The sequence below is a fragment of the Nostoc sp. CCY0012 genome, assembly GCF_963920855.1.
Lineage (GTDB): Bacteria > Cyanobacteriota > Cyanobacteriia > Cyanobacteriales > Nostocaceae > Cyanocohniella.
Genome location: NZ_CAWUDM010000045.1, coordinates 23,034 through 41,979, shown reverse-complemented (window position 1 = coordinate 41,979; position 18,946 = coordinate 23,034). Strand labels below are relative to the sequence as shown.

Annotated in this window: 20 protein-coding genes; 6 read left to right on the top strand and 14 right to left on the bottom strand. The window is 39.7% G+C overall.

The annotated features are described in order from the left end of the window. Positions 1-27 precede the first annotated feature (27 nt). The 10 genes from ACM0OS_RS14885 to ACM0OS_RS14840 form a co-directional block, all read right to left on the bottom strand. Entirely contained in the window at positions 28-1,272 is a 1,245-nt protein-coding gene (locus tag ACM0OS_RS14885) for an O-antigen ligase family protein (RefSeq protein WP_414543963.1), read from the bottom strand. 8 nt (positions 1,273-1,280) lie between these two features. Beyond that, on the bottom strand, positions 1,281-2,390 hold the full coding sequence (locus ACM0OS_RS14880; RefSeq protein WP_414543962.1) for a glycosyltransferase family 4 protein: 1,110 nt from the start codon (positions 2,388-2,390) through the stop codon (positions 1,281-1,283). A gap of 178 nt (positions 2,391-2,568) precedes the next feature. Further along, entirely contained in the window at positions 2,569-3,774 is a 1,206-nt protein-coding gene (locus ACM0OS_RS14875) for a hypothetical protein (RefSeq protein WP_414543961.1), read from the bottom strand. Continuing rightward, entirely contained in the window at positions 3,771-5,219 is a 1,449-nt protein-coding gene (locus ACM0OS_RS14870; protein WP_414543960.1) for an oligosaccharide flippase family protein, read from the bottom strand. The genes ACM0OS_RS14875 and ACM0OS_RS14870 overlap by 4 nt, the downstream gene beginning before the upstream one ends. A 93-nt stretch (positions 5,220-5,312) precedes the next feature. Then, a complete protein-coding gene (locus ACM0OS_RS14865) occupies positions 5,313-6,341 on the bottom strand; it encodes a glycosyltransferase family 2 protein (RefSeq protein WP_414543959.1) in 1,029 nt (342 codons plus the stop codon). Positions 6,342-6,528: 187 nt separating this feature from the next. Further along, on the bottom strand, positions 6,529-8,205 hold the full coding sequence (locus tag ACM0OS_RS14860; RefSeq protein ID WP_414543958.1) for an alkaline phosphatase family protein: 1,677 nt from the start codon (positions 8,203-8,205) through the stop codon (positions 6,529-6,531). 66 nt (positions 8,206-8,271) lie between these two features. Continuing rightward, a complete protein-coding gene (locus ACM0OS_RS14855; RefSeq protein ID WP_414543957.1) occupies positions 8,272-9,726 on the bottom strand; it encodes a sugar transferase in 1,455 nt (484 codons plus the stop codon). Between the two features lie 1,058 nt (positions 9,727-10,784). After that, positions 10,785-12,020: an NAD(P)/FAD-dependent oxidoreductase gene (locus ACM0OS_RS14850; RefSeq protein ID WP_414543973.1), complete on the bottom strand. Its 1,236-nt coding sequence runs from the start codon at positions 12,018-12,020 to the stop codon at positions 10,785-10,787. A 52-nt stretch (positions 12,021-12,072) separates the two neighbouring features. Continuing rightward, the gene (gene rd, locus ACM0OS_RS14845; RefSeq protein WP_414543956.1) at positions 12,073-12,237 is read right to left on the bottom strand and encodes a rubredoxin; all 165 of its coding nucleotides are present in this window, start codon (positions 12,235-12,237) and stop codon (positions 12,073-12,075) included. Between the two features lie 12 nt (positions 12,238-12,249). Further along, positions 12,250-12,444, bottom strand: a complete 195-nt coding sequence (locus ACM0OS_RS14840) for a hypothetical protein (protein WP_414543955.1) — start codon at positions 12,442-12,444, stop codon at positions 12,250-12,252. A 439-nt stretch (positions 12,445-12,883) separates the two neighbouring features. Here ACM0OS_RS14840 and ACM0OS_RS14835 point away from each other — a divergent pair, with 439 nt between their 5' ends. Next, on the top strand, positions 12,884-13,441 hold the full coding sequence (locus ACM0OS_RS14835) for an SRPBCC family protein (protein ID WP_414543954.1): 558 nt from the start codon (positions 12,884-12,886) through the stop codon (positions 13,439-13,441). Between the two features lie 5 nt (positions 13,442-13,446). After that, positions 13,447-14,022 (top strand): DUF924 family protein, encoded by a 576-nt coding sequence (locus tag ACM0OS_RS14830; RefSeq protein ID WP_414543953.1) that lies wholly within the window; start codon positions 13,447-13,449, stop codon positions 14,020-14,022. 68 nt (positions 14,023-14,090) lie between these two features. Here the strand turns inward: ACM0OS_RS14830 and ACM0OS_RS14825 are convergent, their stop codons facing one another. Next, positions 14,091-14,543, bottom strand: coding sequence for a hypothetical protein (locus tag ACM0OS_RS14825; RefSeq protein WP_414543952.1), 453 nt, complete (start codon positions 14,541-14,543; stop codon positions 14,091-14,093). Positions 14,544-14,912: 369 nt separating this feature from the next. On the opposite strand from ACM0OS_RS14825, the gene cobS reads away from it, so the two are divergent. After that, on the top strand, positions 14,913-15,695 hold the full coding sequence (gene cobS, locus ACM0OS_RS14820; protein WP_414543951.1) for an adenosylcobinamide-GDP ribazoletransferase: 783 nt from the start codon (positions 14,913-14,915) through the stop codon (positions 15,693-15,695). Between the two features lie 7 nt (positions 15,696-15,702). Here the strand turns inward: cobS and ACM0OS_RS14815 are convergent, their stop codons facing one another. The 3 genes from ACM0OS_RS14815 to ACM0OS_RS14805 are packed head-to-tail and all read right to left on the bottom strand — an operon-like array spanning position 15,703 to position 17,428. Next, positions 15,703-16,158, bottom strand: coding sequence for a PPC domain-containing protein (locus tag ACM0OS_RS14815; RefSeq protein WP_414543972.1), 456 nt, complete (start codon positions 16,156-16,158; stop codon positions 15,703-15,705). A gap of 54 nt (positions 16,159-16,212) precedes the next feature. Further along, positions 16,213-16,914: a ComF family protein gene (locus ACM0OS_RS14810; RefSeq protein ID WP_414543950.1), complete on the bottom strand. Its 702-nt coding sequence runs from the start codon at positions 16,912-16,914 to the stop codon at positions 16,213-16,215. Between the two features lie 34 nt (positions 16,915-16,948). Next, on the bottom strand, positions 16,949-17,428 hold the full coding sequence (locus ACM0OS_RS14805) for a GNAT family N-acetyltransferase (protein WP_414543949.1): 480 nt from the start codon (positions 17,426-17,428) through the stop codon (positions 16,949-16,951). A 111-nt stretch (positions 17,429-17,539) separates the two neighbouring features. Here ACM0OS_RS14805 and ACM0OS_RS14800 point away from each other — a divergent pair, with 111 nt between their 5' ends. From ACM0OS_RS14800 to ACM0OS_RS14790, 3 genes are read left to right on the top strand one after another with little or no spacing between them, the layout of a single operon-like run. After that, entirely contained in the window at positions 17,540-17,683 is a 144-nt protein-coding gene (locus tag ACM0OS_RS14800; RefSeq protein WP_414543948.1) for a hypothetical protein, read from the top strand. Then, positions 17,673-17,918: a DUF4926 domain-containing protein gene (locus tag ACM0OS_RS14795; protein WP_414543947.1), complete on the top strand. Its 246-nt coding sequence runs from the start codon at positions 17,673-17,675 to the stop codon at positions 17,916-17,918. Before ACM0OS_RS14800 ends, ACM0OS_RS14795 begins: the two co-directional genes overlap by 11 nt. Before the next feature lie 20 nt (positions 17,919-17,938). Continuing rightward, entirely contained in the window at positions 17,939-18,937 is a 999-nt protein-coding gene (locus ACM0OS_RS14790; protein WP_414543946.1) for a phosphotransferase, read from the top strand. Positions 18,938-18,946: the final 9 nt, after the last annotated feature.

Here is an 18,946-nt window from a genome sequence, read left to right as displayed (position 1 = left end):
TGTTTCCATATCCCTATTTTCTCTAATTTAAGTTATTAATTTTTCTTGGTTTTTAGGAATTATAGGCAATGATAAAACCAAGGCAATGTAGAGTACCCAAACAATAGTGTTTGAGTCCAATAATGCGGATTCAGTCAAATTGAATGTGGCTATATAAGTAAGATGGATAGCAGGCAAAATATCTGCTGCTGTTTTACTACTACGTACCCAAGTAAATGCGTGGCGGCAACTACGCCAGAATCCTATAAAGAATAAAACTAATCCTAACAGGCCTAAATCCAGCCACAGTGCTAAAAACCCATTATGGGGATGAGTTGGTGTCCATCCGACTGCTCGCCACACATATGCCGATTCTCCATTGAAACCTTGCCAGAATCCACCGTAACCATAACCAAACCAAGGTTGTTGCCAAATCATTTCCATCACAAATGGCCATAAATCTGCCCGACCAGTAAGTGTCGCATCTCTACCAATTGAAGCAAATAAGACATCGGCATTATCACTCAACCAAAAAGAAAAAGCCTGACTCATGGTTATCAACATCATTTGCGTTGGTATCATCACTATGTATGGCCAACGAAAAGTCCGAAAAACAAAAAATGCGAATACCAGGACTAAGAGATTGACAACAGATGAAGTTGAATCTGCAAGCACTAAAAGTAGGATTGATAAACTCAACCCACCCCACATGAGCCAACTATGCTTTTTACTTTGATAACCTAAAAGGAGAAAAACGATCCCACTATTGACCATTTTTGCCCCCAGTCCATTTTTGTGTAGGAAGACTCCGCGCCACCTTCCTTGATGAATACCGCCCATAATACCGTATGAGGGTAAAGCTATAGCAAATATGAAACTCAATATTACAGCAATGCCAAATGTCCAACCCAACAACTGTAATTGTTGTTTTAAAGTGTAGCGGGCAGCTAAATAAACTCCAAATAAACTGGAACCAATCAGTGTAACACTATCTTTAATTGTTGTACCAGGCTCAAAAGACCAAATGACTGAAATAGCCGCAAGCATGATTAAAGGAAAAATCCAACGGTCTTTACTAAAGACATAGAGAGTTTTTTTCCAACGCAAAACTAATAATACGAAGGTAACTACATAAATGAATAAATTAATAACTCTAATTAATGAACTATCAAACTCAACAACTTCATTTTCTTGCATCCCTCCTGAGAGGACAAGAGTTAATATTGCCCCTGAATAAATCAGTAAGACAGCAACTGTAAATGCCTGTTCAGCAAAAAGTAAGAGTTTTTTCATAAACTGATTCAAGATTTAGTTTTTATCTTTATTGCCTGGTGATAAACTTGCACTGTTTTCGCCGCAATATTTGTCCAATTTAAATCTTGCTGACAGCGCGCTAATGCCGCAGTTTGCATCTGCTGTTGTAAGTTGCGATCGCCTAATAAACGGATGATGGCATCAGCTAAGGCTTTGACATCTTTGGGAGGAACGAGTAAACCATCTTTTTCATGTGCAACTATTTCTTGCAAACCCCCAATATCAGAAGCAATTATCGGTGTTCCCATGCCATAAGATAAAGTTGCTACGCCACTTTGTGAAGCTTCAATGTAGGGTAAAACTGAAACGGCACTACGTTGGAATAGCCCTGCAACCTTTTCTAAGGGGATGAAGTCATTCATCAGTTCGATGTGGCTGGTATCATAACCATCGGGAAAATATTGCTGGATATTTTCTCCCCGTCCAGCAATAATCAATTTGACTTCCGGAATTTTGGCAGCAACCAATGGTAGTGCTTCTAACAAGTAGTTTAATCCTTTATATGGCCAGATTCTGCCGAAGAATAGTAATGTATAAGGTTCTGTTGGTAAACTGTGTTGCTCTGATCGACGTTGGTATAAACTGCCAAGTTCCCCGTGGGGTAATACGTTAACTCGCTGTTGTGGCACTTGAAAATCTTGAATCAGTGCTTGTTTTAAAGCCTGGGCATGAACGATGATTTGCTGAGAGCGGTAAAATGCAATACGCCTAGTATATTCTGCACCGAATACAACTTGGCGATCGCCTGGATGACGATATACATCATGAATCGTTGTTACCAATGGCGGCATTTGATTTAGCAGCAACGTCAAGTCATACCACGGATCGTTAGTTTCTTGTACGTGTAACACATCTGGTTGCACATCTTTGATAATCCGTATCATGGCGCGCATAGATGACAAGTTGCGCGGATCACGCATCCGTGGCTTTTTAAAGCTGATGACGCGAATATTGGGGTCGAGAACATCGCTACAGGTAGCGGCGACATTTTCTGGTTGAATTACTGTTAAATCAACGTACTTAACTAGACTATTAGCTAACTCAATAGTGTAATCTTCAAAGCAAAAATGTAGTAAAGCAACTTTTGTCACTCGCATTTCTCCATGTTTAGCACCTTGTCACAATTACTAAGGTCAATTTCTTCATTACCTAGTATGCTAAATATCAGTTAACAACTCAAACCCTTACTAGATAACAAAAGTTTTTTAAACTGCCAATCTTTGTTACTTAACTCATATTTCAGCATAAATAGTAATGAAGAAGGAGTAATTTTTATTACTTTGATTCCTTAACTTTTTTGATTAAAAAAGGCTTGGATAGGTTTTGTAGATTGGATTTTAAATTAGCACGAGCAAGTATATATTTGGTAGCTTGTACTAAATCGTCACGACCTATAGATGCAAACAAAGGTATCAGACTCTGATATTTTCCTTTTTCCAAAATAGTTTTTGGATGTGCAAACTTTATCAGCCTTTCTTTCGTAAGCTCCTTGACAGGAAAAATATTAGTTTTGTCTAATACATCTAACGCAGCCAGGTGCGCCATCGTTATTGTACATTTATGACAAATACCACAGTTTAAATAACCAGTGGGTAAAACTAATTCATCACAAACTCTAAGGTTTTGAAACGCAACATCCCAACCCACGACTAATTTAGTTTTATCTAACCTGGATAAATGCACGCTATCATACTTAACACGCAAATCATAACTGCTGTAATTGGGATCTGTTAAAGGATGTGAACCCCAAGGCTCGATATGCTTTATTTCACTAGTAGAGGCCACATAAACTAAATTCAAGCGGTTGACAAACGTATGTGCAATAGCTGATAAAGCAGCACCACCAAAATAGTATTTCCAAAAATTGTAATTGCTATCTTCTAAGTCTTTTACATGTCTATATATATTTGTATAAACTGGAATTAAGTTTATTCCGGCATCTTTAGCTACTGGTAATAGTGAAATAAAAGCTTTCTCAAATGCTTCTAAAGTAGTATTTGCTATCCCGTAAACTATAAAACCATCTTTAATTGAAGCTGGATGATCTTGTCCAAAGTTAAGACGGTTATTTCGCAAAGTGGCAAAGGTATCTACGCCACCTGAAAAAAACATCCCCGCCCTTTGAGGTCTAACTGTGTTTGATGCCTTAAAATTAGTTTTTGCCTCTATTTGCACAATATCACGATCTAATTTGTACCAAGATTTCATCCAATGCATTGACGTAATTAAACCATCACGCAATTCTGGACAAATGTCTGCTTCTTCTGCTTCTATAAAAATTCTTTTTTCCCCATAGTGAAAAGCTAGCATGGTACAAGCTATAAGAAACGTATTGGGGTTGCAGGATAAGTCGTTGGCATATTCTTTAGTAGTAGCAACGTATATTTCTTGAGAGGGTCGATCCCGATCTTCCCAAACTACAGTCGCTGCGACTCTTGTCAAATTTTCTTTTTCATACTTTGTAAAGTTACTAATCTTCATGTTTCTCGCTCACTTTTTTTGAAAATTTTTGCCCGTAGAACATTGACACCTCCTAATGTATTGACTGCTAGGAAACTAGCTATCAAAGCATAAGCTGAAGTTGACAAAATCAAAACTAATACAAAATTTATTTGGTATCTTTGTAGTAACAAAAATACCAATGTCATGCTACCACCAATTAGCAATGGACGATACATTATTCTCCATAGATTTAATACAAACAAGCGACTGTACACACCATACATAAGTATGGTAAAAGCCGTTAAGCTCATTGACAAATACATAAAAGCTGCACCCATTAACTGAAATTGTGAAATTAATACTACACCTGCTACATTTCCTACAGTATTAGTAATAAGTACTTCTTTCAGGTTATATTTTTCCAACCCATTGGATAAAAGCAGATAACCTAAGGTGCGGATAAACGGGCTGGCAAGAACTGATAGCACAGTCAATTGAAGGACTAGTTCTATCTGATTAAAATCAGAATTTTGATAAATAAATCTTATTAAATCATTGCCAATAAAGTATATCCCAATCACAAATGGTAAGGCTATACACATCAGCATTGTGACAATATTTTCTGCGACTTGTGCCTGCTTCTTTTTTCCACTATTTACCGCTTTTGTCATCCCCGGAAAAGCAGCAAGACTGACGCTCTGAATAATCATCGAAATGGGTTGCATTAATTGGACGACAGCACCAAAAAGACCAACCATGACTTCACTTCCCAAGAGTGAGATAATTAGGATACTTGTTTTACTAGTGATTATTCCTACTGCATCAATAGCAAAGAATGTCCGAGCAGATTTTAATAATTGCCGGATAAAATCTTGCTTAATCTCCCATCTTGGCTTAATCATACTGGTGAGCATGACCCATTGAATAATAAAAACTATTACTTCGGAAACAACAAATATTCCCGCTATATAATTGACTCCATAATTTAGTTCTTGAATACACCAGATCATTACTACTAAACGTAGAATGTAAACTGGCACTGTAGAGGCAGCTATCAAAGTCATCTTTTCTTGAGCTTGAAAAATTGCCTCTGTAATATTAGAAAGTGAAAAAGGAATAATTGCTAGTCCCATGATGTAGCAAACCATTGAGGTGTCAGGATTGTAGGGCAATAAAAACACCAAAATAATCATTGCTCCATAACCAAGGACACTCAAAAGCATTTGCAAAAAAGTGCCATTCACTAGATACACAGGTATTTCTTCGGGATTGCGCGAAAGTTCTCTTGTAAATAAGGTTTTTAATCCCTGTGACGCAATACTTGCAAACACAAAGTAGTAGCTGAATGCTAGTAAATATTGTCCTAATTCATAAGCACCTAAATTACGGGCTATGGCTGCTGTTAACACAAAAGTAGCGATACTTTGTATTAAACGCGTAACTAATAATGATAGCGAGTTGGTAATTAAGGTGCGTTTTTCCATGTTTTTTATAGTAATTTTTTTTATAATTTTTAGCAGATAATATGTATTATCTGCTATGGTTGGGGGTTTTATTTATTTTTTATAGTTTTCACTTTAAATCTTTAAAATCTTTTGGTCTTTACCACGATAAAACACATCATATGCTGCTGTATTGCCAAAAAGATAACGCTGTATGCGACGATTTATAATACCAGGAAGTTGGAGAGAGAAATGCCAGAAAAAGTAAGGATTACGTACCATTTCTATCCCACCTCTAAACCATTGTCGTTGCTTTAAGGTGTCTACAACACGGTAATAAGCTAAATTCTTTTTAAAGACAGTAAGATTTTTAGATAAAGCATGAGCTACTTCAGGTTTTTGTGTCTGGCAGTTTTCTTGCTCAATAAAAGCTACAGTTGCTTGACAATCTTGTTCAAGACGCTTGATTTTAGATGAATAAACTAAAGAACCTGGACGAGAGCGATAATAATAATAAGGTTTTGGCAGAAGAAAAAATCTCGCTCCTCTTACCAAACATTTTAGGGCTAACCAAAAATCTTCGCTCACCTTCATTGAGGCATCATATTTAATGTCATGTTTCAACATAAAATCTCGCCGGAATAAAGGCTTTGATAAGCCAAGGTGTAGCCCTTGTTGTCCATACACATCTGTTTCCACAAAATATTGCGGATCAATTTGCTTGATTTCTGCAATCACTTCCCCGCTTTCGTTAATTAGTGTACTCCAGGGAGCATCTTCTCCGTCTCTAATCAAAAATAAATCATCAGCAATTATATCTGCGTTTTGTGCGTTTGGTAACTGTAGAAGTTTTTCTAGTCTTTCTGGAGCATACCAGTCATCGGAGTCTAAAACAGCAATCCATCTGCCTTTGGCCTCCTTCAAGGCCCGATTACGTGTAGCAGCCACTCCCAGATTTTGAGGATTTACAAAAACTTTGAGTCGTTCATCTGTAAAGCTTCTAGCTACTTCGGGTGTCCCATCAGTGGAGGCATCATCTACTACAATTACCTCAATATTTTTCAGAGTTTGCCCCAAGGCCGACTCAATTGTTTGGGAAATGTAGCCTGCGGTATTATAGGCAGGAATAATGACCGATACTTCTGGATTCATGTTGGTAGTCATCGATGAGAAATTCTCAGGTGTATTTACTAGTTGATTGGTTGATCCCAAATATGAGGATAGTCAGTTTTTACAGGCTGTTCTCAATTATCTTTTAATAAGTATCGTTAGTCAGCCTTCAACTTCAACCTCATATTTGGTGTTTTTGTCAAGGTGTAATTCCTAAGAATCTGGAAATACTAGGACTGTTTTAAGCCTCAACGGTGGCGTTAGTCACTGGGAGTCTTACTAGTGGGCTACCTTCAAAATAGTTGGGAATGGGCGCGCCCATTAATTCTAAAATTGTGGCTGATACATCTACAGCTTCAGCGTTGGGTAAATCAGAACCTGGTTGGATATCAGGGCCTTTTGCCAAAACAAATCCTCGGTTCCAGTGACCACCTGCGCGGAAGTGAGTTAGGGGGCCAATGCGTCCAAAGTCGGGACTATCTACGACATCAGTCATGCTCTCATGCCATAAAACGGCCAAGTCAAAATCTGGCAAATGAGGATCGTTATCTAGAGGATTTTCTCTTGTCCGCACAACTTCTTTAACTATGGGTTCTCCAGTTCTGCCATCTTTGAGACGATATAGCACTTCGGCGATTTCATCACAGAGGGAATGATATTCAGCAGCGGTGACTACACCGTGAGGATCTCTGCCTTGAAGATTGATGCGAATATGTCCGTTGGTGAAAGAAGGTATGCCAAAGGCTTTCATTTTTGTCCACAGAGGTTGATACCAACGTGCAGGCATCCAACCCATAGGCACTGACTGTTCCATCAATGGGTAAGGAGAAGCTAAACCGTTTTGGTTAGCGTGTAAGAACTTGCTGGGTGTCCAGGGTTTGAGGAAGCGTTTAATGGGATTTGGCTCATAGTTCTTCACCCAAACTTCTCCAGGCCAAGAGTTCCGCAGGGGTTTACTGACTGTTGGTGGCAGAGGATCTCCTACTTTACCAGGTGCGATCGCAACTTGTCCGGGAAAGTTAAATCGATACAAAACTTCGGGCAAAAAGACCATACTCAGCATATCACTGTAGTTAGGCCCCATACCATGAAGTGAAAAACATACCACATAAGCATCTTCAGGAGCTTCAGCTAATATTGTGCCGATGGCTCTATCGATGTTTTCATAGGTTTCAAACAATATATCAGGGGTGCCAGTTTTACTCAGGTCAGAATATAGTGGATGATCTGGTTGGCTATAGTTATAAATGTCATGACCAGCAGTGTGTGGCTCACCAAATACTGCTAAGAATAAATCCCAAGGTTCTTTTTTTAATAAGTCACAGCAGATTTTAGTGCGACTGTCAATACTTTCTTTAAGTGCTTGCCGCAACCATTTGACGTAATCTTTATCCCACCAAATACCATCGTCATTGAAGAGAATGGGATTTTTGCCATATTGATTAATAATTTCTGAATAGGTTTCAGGGGGATGAGAATGACTAGGTGTATAAGGAAAATGTCCTCCCCATCCTAAAATTTGGGTGCCATTGACTTCCTGTGAAAGCCTAGTTACAGGTAAATCAAAAACAGCGACTTTGTACTTGTCTCCTAAGGCATAAAATGGGGAATATTCTTGATAATCATAGCCACTCAGAGCTAGATCACATTCCATATCATACTTTTTGTCATCATACCTAAAGGAGTCCCAATAGCCTGTTTTGTGAGGTTTACAACCAGTGGAAAATGCAGACCACAATGGCTCGGTTACAGCAAAGTCGGTTGTTTTACCGCAGTATTCGACTGTATTCTTAATCCGACCATAGGTTCCTTGCTGACGCAGTTTAGCTATATTTTTGAGATGTCCTTGTGACATCCATTTTTCTAGTAATACGGGATCTGCTGCATCTAAACCAATAGCAATTACAGGTTTTTTCATCTTCCTTCAAATTTCTTGTACTCGTAAATAAATGACGTACTTCAGATGGTTTTTTGTGCCTGATACTTAATATGCGCCTTCTTTTTTCAAAACCACCTTGACTGTTTTCATCAAAATTTCAAAATCTAACTGCAACGACCAATTTTCGATGTAGTTTAGATCAAGATTAATTACTTGTTCAAAATCGATAATATTGGAGCGTCCGGAAACTTGCCACAGACCTGTAACACCAGGTAAAACTTCATGTCGGATAAAGTGGTGTTCAGCAAACTTGTTGACATCTCTGGTTGGCAAGGGACGAGGGCCAACTAAACTCATTTCTCCCAACATCACGTTAAATAGTTGGGGTAGTTCATCTAAGCTATAACGACGAAGAAACTTACCTACACGAGTAATCCGAGGATCATCTTTAATTTTGAAGATGATACCATCTTTAGTTTCGTTTAAAGCTTCTAGTTCTTTTTGGAGTTTGTCCGCATCTGGTCTCATGGTACGGAATTTCCATACTTTAAACTCTTGACCGCGTAGACCTATGCGAGTTTGTTTGTAAAAGACTGGGCCTGGAGAATCTAGTTTGATAGCTATAGCAATGGCTGCATAAACAGGAAAGGTGAACATGAGAAATAAGCTAGTGAAGCAAAAGTCAAAACACCGCTTCAGCCAAAAATCCTTACCTGTAAGTACTGGACAATCAAAACTTAGACAAGTCATTCCTCCGATGTTTTGCAATTCGACTTGTCTGTGAATTGGCTTTAGCCCCATTGGGAGAAGATGTACAGTAATGCCAGATGCTTGAAATAACCAGCAAACAAACATCCGATTTTTAATTGCATCCCAAGTAATAAAAACTTCTGTAACCCCCAATCTCTTCAGTTTCTCTAAAGTTTCTTGACGGCGATACCTGTCTAAACATTGAGAATCTTCGAGTCCACGAATAACGTAACGCTTTTCCTTTTGCACAAAGTTAAGGAATTGCTCGCTATTTTCAGCATCACCAATAATAAAAACAGAATTACACCCGAATATTTTTTGCTTACGAAGATATTCAAGATTAAAATTGACAAATAATCTCCCAGCACAAACCAAAGTTGTACTCATCAATCCAGATAAGATAAATGTAGAGCGGGGAAGATCTAAAATAGGTTGATATAAAAAACAAACAAGCAGGATTAATCCGTGGGCAAAAGTCAATGTTTTGATAATCCCTAGATAATCACATCGCTTTTTACCTGATTGATAAATACCTTGGATAGCTAGTGCGGCTATTTGAATCACAACTAGCAAGGGTATATAAGTGATTTGTGTATTCCCAAGAGGATCTACAGATGCAGCATGATGTAGAGCTAATACCCACGCAAGAGTCAGAAGACTAGCGTCTGCTGCAATCAATGTGATTAATCGTAGCCACCATGACCCTTTTCTGAGTCTAGAAAATGCAGGCGCACGTAAATCAAATACAGGCGTACGTAAGTCGAGAGCGACTTCGCTTAATTGATTAGTTGTCAGAGTTTTGTTTGTCATGTTCAGGAACACCTGGTGTAATAGTAAATCGAAGAAAGATCATGTTGATAAATATTTGAGTTTCTGTTCACAATACACCCCCAATTCACGAAATAACGTCACTTCTTCCGTTAATCATTCTCAAGTGTTTAGAACTAATGAGCATAGCTAACAACGCAAATAGCGGTTGAGGAAAGACTTAATTTACCTTAGTCAACATGCTGTGAACAGTAAACACATAAATTTAATAGAGGGCATGTTTGTATAACCCACTGTGTTTTCAAATGGGTATGCTTATGCATGTTATCTCTGCACACGAGTCCCAATAAGTTGCTTCTTAAAGAAGTTGCTTCTGAGAATGTGATGTTAGTATGATGTTGGTTATTCTAGGTAATATTGAGTAAGTATTTATTAAATTACATAATAGTACCCGTTCGGTAAATATAGTAGTATTTCTGAGTTTAAAAGTCACTTAGCGGTTCAAGTCTTTACTAAATATTTATAGTCTTAGAGAGACTTATACATCGCAAAAGATATTCTTTGCAGGTGATTAGTTGGAAAATTAAACGTTTTAGTAATAATCAACAAATTTTAGTTGTTTCAGCCACAATACTTGAATGTTTGACTCTGGAGTTAGAAAAACAAGGTGTTTCTCATTCATGAAAAACATCTAAAATCCTCTTTTTGTAGTACATTTGCACTGCAAAAGGCATAGCATAATTACTTATACTTAATTTAAATAGCTTTACAATAACTTCATTTACATAACTTACTTAGTAAGTATTGCGGATAGTCCCACAATGGTGTACGTCCAGGTATAGGAGGAGATGAGGGAGAAATTTGGGAAAAATTCCCATTCGGACTCCTGATTTAACAATGAGTACGATGAACCTCTCCCCAACTCCTCGTTGTTGACGCGGAGAGGCGCAAAAATATCCTTAATTACCAACGAAAAATTAAGCCTTTAAAGTCTCTAACGTCACTTGCTACAACACGGGGAACCCGCGCAACTCAGTGGCTCCTCCTTGCAGGGGTTTTTTAAATCCGTCGAACTCACGTTTATTGCCCGATGCTCCTTTCTAACTACTGATCCCCATTGCGTTACCAGCTAAATATGAGGTTGTCCAGGCACTTTGGAAGTTGAAACCACCAGTAACGCCATCAATATCTAAAATTTCACCGGCAAAGTAAAGTCTAGGAATTAACTTACTTTCCATTGTTTTGAAGTTGACTTCTTTGAGATTCACACCTCCACAGGTGACAAACTCTTCTTTAAAGACTCCTTTACCATTGATTAAGTATTCACCCTGAGTCAGTTCTTGGACTAACTGATTTAATTTTTTGTTGGATAGTCCTGCCCAACGGTCTTCTGTGGTAATATCTGCACGATCAACAATGTATTGCCAGAGGCGGTGGGGTAGGTCAACGCCACGATGCAAGGCGATCGCTTTGTTAGACCATTGGGTTTTTACTGCTAGAATCTTTTGCCGTACTTGTTCTTGATGCAAATCAGGCAACCAATTGACTAACAATTTAGCTTGATAGTGGTTTTGGTGCAGGAATCTGGCACCCCAAGCAGAAAGTTTGAGGACAGCGGGGCCACTCATACCCCAGTGGGTAATTAACAATGGCCCAGTTTGTGAGAGTTGGGGTTTTCCTGTCTCTAACCGTAATTGCACAGGATCAACACTAATACCAGCCAATGACCGCAATTTGGCATCGGGAATATTGAAGGTAAATAAAGAAGGTACAGGCGGTTCAATGTGATGACCAAACTCCCTAGCAATTTTATAACCTACAGGGTTGCTGCCTGTGGCCAATAATAGGCGATCGCACTGTTTGGTTGCTCCTGATTTTCCAAAAATTTCAAACCCTTGGTTTTGAGCAAGTTGTTTGACTGCAACGACTGGTGTCCCAATGCGTAGTTCTATCCCAGATTTAGCCGCAGCTTTGACTAGACATTCCACAATTGTTTCGGAATTATCTGTAATGGGAAACATCCGGCCATCTGCTTCAGTTTTTAAATGTACACCGTGGGCAGAAAACCAAGCTACTGTATCTTGTGCTTGAAAGCGAGTAAAAGCACCTAGTAGGGCCCTGCTACCTCTGGGGTAATTTTGGATTAACCTCTGTGGTTCAAAGCAAGCGTGAGTGACATTACAACGTCCTCCACCAGAAATTAACACTTTCGCCAGGGGTTGGCGACTAGCTTCAAATAACGTGACTTGGGCATGAGGATTAGCTTTCGCACAAGCGATCGCGCCGAAAAATCCGGCCGCCCCGCCCCCAATAACTACAATGTTTAACGGCAGCAAATTCAAAAACGTCTCTTTAGATCAATACCTATCTCTAGGCTAGCTGTTATTTTCACGGTTCTGACGGTTCAAATAAATCTTTTGTGGCACCGCAAACCGGACAAACCCAATCCTCTGGGATATCTTCAAAGGGTGTTCCTGGAGCTATACCGCTATCAGGATCGCCGACTTCGGGGTCATATTCGTAGCCGCAAACAGTACATACATAAATTTCCATGATCCTTTTCCTCTAAAAACGCCACCAAGTTCTTTGCACATAGCTGATAATTCCCATAGCGATCGCCCCTAGTAACAATAACCCAATTACTCCACCCGGAATAAAGGTGAGAATACCAAAGCCTCTGAGTACCCAAACAGCTAGTCCAATGCCGAGAAGGATACCAAAAATCTGGGTTAATGTCCGGTTTAAGGAAGATTTATTCACTTAATTTTTCCTCTTAATTGAAAATTTATCTCTGTATATATTGATAATTAAACATCAATAGTATATATATAAACAAACATCAGCAAGGGTTTGATCCTGCTCAAAGTCGGGTGATCCAAAATTATGACTACATTGCCCTCTTTTTGCTAAAAATCAATTTGCATATGAGATTATATTTGTGCCATTCTAGCTGTTATAAATTTCTTTTTTCCCGAAATAGTAGTGATATATTCATAGTCACTCATGTGTAGATTTGATTAAAAGTAATAATAAATACAGTTTTTTTAGGTGAAATTTCTGAATAATGTCCTGAAAATGTCTGGTTCCAGCAGTTGAACACTGGAATAAAAATCTATGGGGTAGGACTCGACCTAATTTCATAGGTCGCTATTTCAGCCCTAGTACAAGGTGGAAAAGGTGAGGAGTGAAGCAAATGAATATGTCTGCGTCTCAAATATCAGACTCAATGATTACAGGTTCAGATATGGCTTGGAGTCAAAACCAGCAATCGTTGCTAATGCAGGGGGAGATTTTATTGCAAACGCGATCGCATACAGCCTGGGGCGGTTGTGTGACTGCTTGCATGTATTTACCACTAGTGCGATCGCAAGTCTGGCAGCAACTAACTGACTACCCTCGTTGGGTTCAATATTTTCCTGACATTACCAAAAGCGAAGTGATCTCTAAAGGTGAAGTCAAGCGCCTGTATCAAGTAGCACACAAAGCCTTTTTATTTTTTACGGCGCAAGTCGAAATTTATCTTAACGTTGTCGAAGTGTTGGGGCAACAAATTCAATTCCGCATGGAAAAAGGAAATTTTCTGGACTTTACAGCCATTGTAGACCTACAAGATTGTGGTGATGGCACTTTGTTGGCATATAATGTGCAAGCTACACCAAACCTCCCCATACCTGCGATTTTTATTCAACAAGCCATGAATTTTGAGTTGCCTGCAAATATGCGTAAAATGCGGCAAGTTTTATGTAAGGTGCAATAAAGGCAATGTCACAGGCAAAAACTATTTTGGAATTTTGGTTTGGTCATCCCGATGAACCGGATTACGGCAAACCAAGGGCTGATTGGTTTCAGGAAAAAGCGGCATTTGATGAAGCCCTGCGAAATCAGTTTCTTGCAGATTACCAAAAGGCAGCAGCAGGATATTTAGACGACTGGATTGATGTCCCCGAAAGCTGTTTAGCTCTCATCCTGTTATTAGATCAGTTTCCGCGCAATATGTTTCGCGGCACTCCAGAAGCCTTTGCTACAGACTGGGAAGCACTTTCCGCCGCCCAGCACGCTGTGGCTAAAGGCTATGACTGCCAATTTTTGCCTGTGCAACGTTGGTTTATTTATTTACCCTTTGAACATAGTGAAAACCTTGAGGATCAACGTCAGAGTGTCAAACTATTTCAGCAATTAAGAGATGATCCTGATAGTACCCAAGCAATCGAATATTCATGGCGTCATCAAGAAGTAATCGAGCGTTTTGGGCGATTTCCTCATCGCAACAGCATTTTAGGACGTACCTCAACTCCAGAGGAAAAGGAGTTTTTACAACAACCTAATTCATGGTTTTAGGCTAACAGATCAAGTTTTTGTTCGTAGTCAGGACTTTAGTCCTTATCTAAAGTCCTGACTACAAACCCTTAAAATGAATCAGAACAGTCATCATCAAATTCTGCATCCCATTTAGCTGACAAGACTTGTTCCATCATCTCTTCTATGGCACTAAAATTCAAATTCCGCTCTTTTCGCTCTTGTATAGGAGTCGAAAGGGGAATCAGCCGTAAACAAACGCCTTCTTGCAGCAAGTCAAAATAAGTTTCCTTTTGTGGGGATTGTTTTAGCTCCAAGTAATCGAAACTATGAACATTCAAGTAAAGCGCACAATTAGCAACTAAAGTAGACCGTTGCGGATTCACAAATACTTCCATCACATCCCCTTCACCCTCGCTCTGTATGTTGCCATCTTGGGTGTAGATGTAGTGGACTCGACCTAAATCAGACAGCAATCGCCGTATGTCGAGCTTATTCACAATTATTCCCGTGTTAACAATGCACGGAGCTGGTATCCTGGCGTCGGGTAGATGATGACTCATAGGAAAATAGGAGATAAGCAAAGGTGAGGTACAACGCAGCTCAACAGTCACTTTAACAGCTTGTTGGCCCCCGATAATTTAAAAAATATCAACTTTGGAGGGCGATCGCTTCATAAGTCTAGAGTAAGTTATTGATGGCAAAATGCAAAATCCGATTCTTTTTGTACAAGTATTGATTTGCTAAATTTTTGGCAATTACGTGACAATCGGCACTTTGGAAAAATAAATTACTGAAACCAGCATAACAAACTTTTTTTCATGAGTCTCTAATCAAGGGTAATCTTATTTGAAGCTTTAAAATTTTGACTACTGCTAGCGTGGGCATTAACGGCAATCTTCCTTAAGCAGTTTTTACGTATATTAACTAAGATGAATCAACTGTATCAGGGGTGGAAGTGGACAAAACAAATAGGTTTAAATTTTGTCTCAAGTATTATATTTTATACAGCAATTCCTCTACCTGAAATTCAGGGGCTAGACTTCCAGGGAGTGGCGCGTTTGGCCCCACTTGTCGGGCTGCTGATTGGGGGAATGTTAGGCCTATGTGATACGGGAATGAACTATTTGGGGATGCCCGTGCTAACTCGTAGCGCTTTAATAGTGGGTATATGGATAGCCATGACTGGAGGATTGCACCTAGATGGGGCAATGGATACAGCCGACGGTTTAGCAGTAGGCAACCCCGAAAGACGACTAGAGGTAATGACAGATAGTGCTACAGGTGCCTTTGGCGCAATGACAGCGATCGCCTTAATATTATTAAAAACCGCAGCCTTGGTAGACATGGAACAAAACCGTTGGCTAATACTAATGACAGCTTGTGGGTGGGGACGTTGGGGACAACAACTAGCCATCGCCCGCTATTCTTATCTCAAACCGACGGGCAAAGGTGCATTCCACAAACAAGCAATTCGTTCATTCCAGGATTTATTACCAGGACTGTTGTTGCTGTTGAGTTTGAGTGGATTACTGTGGTTATTAGATAGCCAGGCTGTATTTTTGGCCCTCGGAATGATACTAGCTGGAAGTGCGATCGCCACTCTTACAGGTGCATGGTTTAATCACAAATTAGGCGGACACACTGGTGATACCTATGGTGCAGTCGTGGAGTGGACAGAAGCGCTGTTTCTTTGTACGCTGACCATTTTCTAATTGCCAATTACTTCATCGGTTGCAGCTTGGTAACTTTCAGTTTAAAAGGCCCCACCCCAGTTTCCCCAAAAGAACGGACACGAATAATGTAAGTTCCTGTTTCGTTAATGCGCGTGAACAGTAGAGAATTACTAGTGCCATCAGGCCCATCATCATTTTCTGCCACGGTGGCTCCATTGGGTGCTAACAATGTGATGATGGTGTCGAAGCTTTCAGATGATAAATCAATCACTAAATTATCACCCTTATTCAACTTCACCGTATAATCACGAGCAAATCCACCTTGGCCTGTGGGAATGTCTTTTTCAGACAGTGTATCGGTAAATTCAGTACTGGGAGTTAAAGGAATTGGACTGTATAATTTATTTTGGGCAAATGCTACCCTTGGATTCATGCCCATTGCCAAAAAGATGGCAGGAACGATAATTACTTTTTTTAAACCTGCCACAAAAGCTTTGCTCATCATTATCAAACAGAGTTCCCACAAAAACAGGGTATTCGACCAATTATAGATTTCTCAGCTATGGCTTGCCCAGGAACTCTCTGGATATTTGTCTTTAACGGCAGTCGCAACAGCTGCTAACCCTAAAACGGCAATTCCACACTCATGGAATGTTTGCACAGCGGATCTGGCTGTAGCACCAGTTGTATAGATATCATCAACTAACAACACTGGGATTTTTAAACGGCGATCGCGTAGTTCTCGACTAACAGCAAAAGCTGCAACCAAGTTATTTTCTCGCTCAGACGCCGATAAACCAAATTGTGCTTCAGTTTCTCGGACTCTTGCTAAACCATTGAGTTGTAATTTTAACCCAGTTGTTTGACAGAAGCTTTGGGCGATGAGTGCAGCTTGGTTATAACCGCGTTGTTTTTGCTTACTAGTATGGAGTGGGATGGGGATAACTAAAGGCTTGTACTGAGATAAATTTGATAACCATGCTTCTCCTAGCCATTGACCCAGAGGACGGGCAATTTGGGGTTGATTGTCGTATTTCATCGTGGCGATCGCTCTTTTGAGAGGGCCGCCATACATTCCCCAGCCAAATACTGGTATTGGTTTTTGCCACAAAGTCGTAGGGTCTTGGTGGTGACAGTTGTGCAATTGCCTAGCACAGTATAAGCAAAATTCGCCAGAGGCAGGTTTTTGACACAAAGGACAATTAGATTGTAGAAATAAATTGAGAAAGCCTTTGAGATTGTTAGTCCAGGTGGGCATAGGTGGGGGCTGGGTATATTTTCTCCCTCATGTTTCATAGGGTTTTAACATAGACGCGATCGCAGCGTGTTGTTTCTACACCTGTTGCTGGTTGGTAACCATTACTTTCATATAACTTGATGGCTTCCACCAAAACACTGGCGGTTTCAATCCAAACTTGCTGAAATCCACGGGAGGCGATGGCTGCTTCTAGCTGTTGTAACAAATATTTCCCTAAGCCTAAACCCCTGACACTCGATAAAAGATACATTTTGCGGATTTCTACGGCTTTTTTTCCCCGTTGTATAGGGTAGTATGCTCCCGTACCCACTAGCTGCTTTTCGTGTTCAATTACCCAAAACTCGCCACCAGTAGCTAAGTAAAATTCTTCTACTTGCAGCACGTCTTTGTCTGCGCCGTTGGGTTCCCAACCCAAACCGTATTCTGATAGTACATAACTGATGACAGAGGCCGCTCTGGTGCGATCGCCTATCTCCCAATTACGAATCAAAAAATCTTGATAATAGTTGTTCATGGGTCAGGTTTGCACAGAAAATTTTTCTGAATCTATATCCCAATTTACCCAGTTAATTGCTTTTGTGGGAGATTTTGTCTGCGAGGTACTCTTAAAATGTATGAATATGGGATGTTCTATCGCGTTACTGGTGAATTAATCGGCTTAAAGGGGCGAAACTTAGCAGTGATTACAGTTTGGCTGCAAAGGGCTGTTGACGGCAAGTTTCAGTTTATCACCCTCAAACCCAACAAGGAGTCTGCAAATGAACTTTGAACTATACCAGCGTGTCGCCTTAAATCGTAACTTAGAAGAATATCAATTAAAAAAAGGTGATGTAGCAACTTTAATTGATTTTGTCCCTCATCCCAGCAATGGCGAACAAGGATGTGTTCTAGAAGTATTCAATGCAACTGGTGAATCAATCGCTGTTGTCATCGTTCCCATATCTGATATTAAACCACTGCGAAATCATGAAATTTTAAGTGTTCGCTCTTTGGCGGAAATTTAGGTCGCCCACCTCAACATTTTATGGACACACCTTTTATTCCTGTAGTTCATTCAATTCCTGAAGGGTCAGCTTTAATTGACACTGTACTTGATAACTACTCCATTAACAAGCCTCTGAGTTGTAAGTTATATAAACGTGGGCTTAACGATACTTATTTAATAGAAACTGAACAAGAGAGATATATTTTACGGATTTATAAATGTAGTTGGAGAAATAAAGAAGAGATTGGTTTTGAGTTAGAAATCCTAGCATTTTTAAATAACAAAAATCAGCCAGTAGCATACCCTCTTCTTAGAAAAGATGATGGTTTTACTACAGAGGTTTTAGCACCGGAGGGTGTACGTTATGCGGCTGTATTTACGTATGCACCAGGATGTGCAGTTAATGCAAAGCTTCATGCTGACCAAAGTTATATTTTGGGAAAAGTGCTGGCAGAAATTCACCAGGAATTAAACTGCTTCAGGAGTAGTTTTATTCGACATAAATTAAATAGTGAATATTTACTTCATAGGTCATTACTAGCAATTACACCCCTCTACAAGCACCGTCAACATGAGCTAGACTACCTTGAACAATTAATCAAAAAAATTACCAGCCAAATAGCCGGATTTAGGCTACCTTTTAAAGCCCCTGAGTATGGAATTTGTATAGGTGATGTACATTCAGGTAATGCTCATTTTACAGCGCAGAATAAACCAACATTGTTTGACTTTGATCAGTGTGGTTATAGCTGGCGTGCTTTTGACATTGCAAAATTTTTACACGCAGCACTAAGGATGAAGATAGACATTGGAGTTAGAAACAGCTTTATTGAAGGTTATCAGACAATTCGCCAGTTGAGTAAAGAGGAACTAGCATCAATTCCTGTATTTGTTCAAACTGCTCATATCTGGGTTATGGGAATTAGTACAAGTGTTGTAGGTGATGTTTTACCTTATGGTTGGTTCGATGATGATTGGCTAGATACAAGGTTAGCCATGCTGAAAAGTTTAGATAACGCAGAAATTCAAATCTGTTAACCACCAAAA

Bases quoted from the DNA above. Each gene is read 5' to 3' on its own strand.
- ACM0OS_RS14885 (WP_414543963.1), bottom strand. From the start codon at position 1,272: ATGAAAAAACTCTTACTTTTTGCTGAACAGGCATTTACAGTTGCTGTC.
- ACM0OS_RS14830 (WP_414543953.1), top strand. From the start codon at position 13,447: ATGTCACAGGCAAAAACTATTTTGGAATTTTGGTTTGGTCATCCCGAT.
- ACM0OS_RS14815 (WP_414543972.1), bottom strand. From the start codon at position 16,158: ATGAGCAAAGCTTTTGTGGCAGGTTTAAAAAAAGTAATTATCGTTCCT.
- cobS (WP_414543951.1), top strand. From the start codon at position 14,913: ATGAATCAACTGTATCAGGGGTGGAAGTGGACAAAACAAATAGGTTTA.
- ACM0OS_RS14805 (WP_414543949.1), bottom strand. From the start codon at position 17,428: ATGAACAACTATTATCAAGATTTTTTGATTCGTAATTGGGAGATAGGC.
- ACM0OS_RS14800 (WP_414543948.1), top strand. From the start codon at position 17,540: ATGTTCTATCGCGTTACTGGTGAATTAATCGGCTTAAAGGGGCGAAAC.
- ACM0OS_RS14860 (WP_414543958.1), bottom strand. From the start codon at position 8,205: ATGAAAAAACCTGTAATTGCTATTGGTTTAGATGCAGCAGATCCCGTA.
- rd (WP_414543956.1), bottom strand. From the start codon at position 12,237: ATGGAAATTTATGTATGTACTGTTTGCGGCTACGAATATGACCCCGAA.
- ACM0OS_RS14825 (WP_414543952.1), bottom strand. From the start codon at position 14,543: ATGAGTCATCATCTACCCGACGCCAGGATACCAGCTCCGTGCATTGTT.
- ACM0OS_RS14865 (WP_414543959.1), bottom strand. From the start codon at position 6,341: ATGACTACCAACATGAATCCAGAAGTATCGGTCATTATTCCTGCCTAT.
- ACM0OS_RS14880 (WP_414543962.1), bottom strand. From the start codon at position 2,390: ATGCGAGTGACAAAAGTTGCTTTACTACATTTTTGCTTTGAAGATTAC.
- ACM0OS_RS14795 (WP_414543947.1), top strand. From the start codon at position 17,673: ATGAACTTTGAACTATACCAGCGTGTCGCCTTAAATCGTAACTTAGAA.
- ACM0OS_RS14810 (WP_414543950.1), bottom strand. From the start codon at position 16,914: ATGCCCACCTGGACTAACAATCTCAAAGGCTTTCTCAATTTATTTCTA.
- ACM0OS_RS14790 (WP_414543946.1), top strand. From the start codon at position 17,939: ATGGACACACCTTTTATTCCTGTAGTTCATTCAATTCCTGAAGGGTCA.
- ACM0OS_RS14875 (WP_414543961.1), bottom strand. From the start codon at position 3,774: ATGAAGATTAGTAACTTTACAAAGTATGAAAAAGAAAATTTGACAAGA.
- ACM0OS_RS14835 (WP_414543954.1), top strand. From the start codon at position 12,884: ATGTCTGCGTCTCAAATATCAGACTCAATGATTACAGGTTCAGATATG.
- ACM0OS_RS14855 (WP_414543957.1), bottom strand. From the start codon at position 9,726: ATGACAAACAAAACTCTGACAACTAATCAATTAAGCGAAGTCGCTCTC.
- ACM0OS_RS14870 (WP_414543960.1), bottom strand. From the start codon at position 5,219: ATGGAAAAACGCACCTTAATTACCAACTCGCTATCATTATTAGTTACG.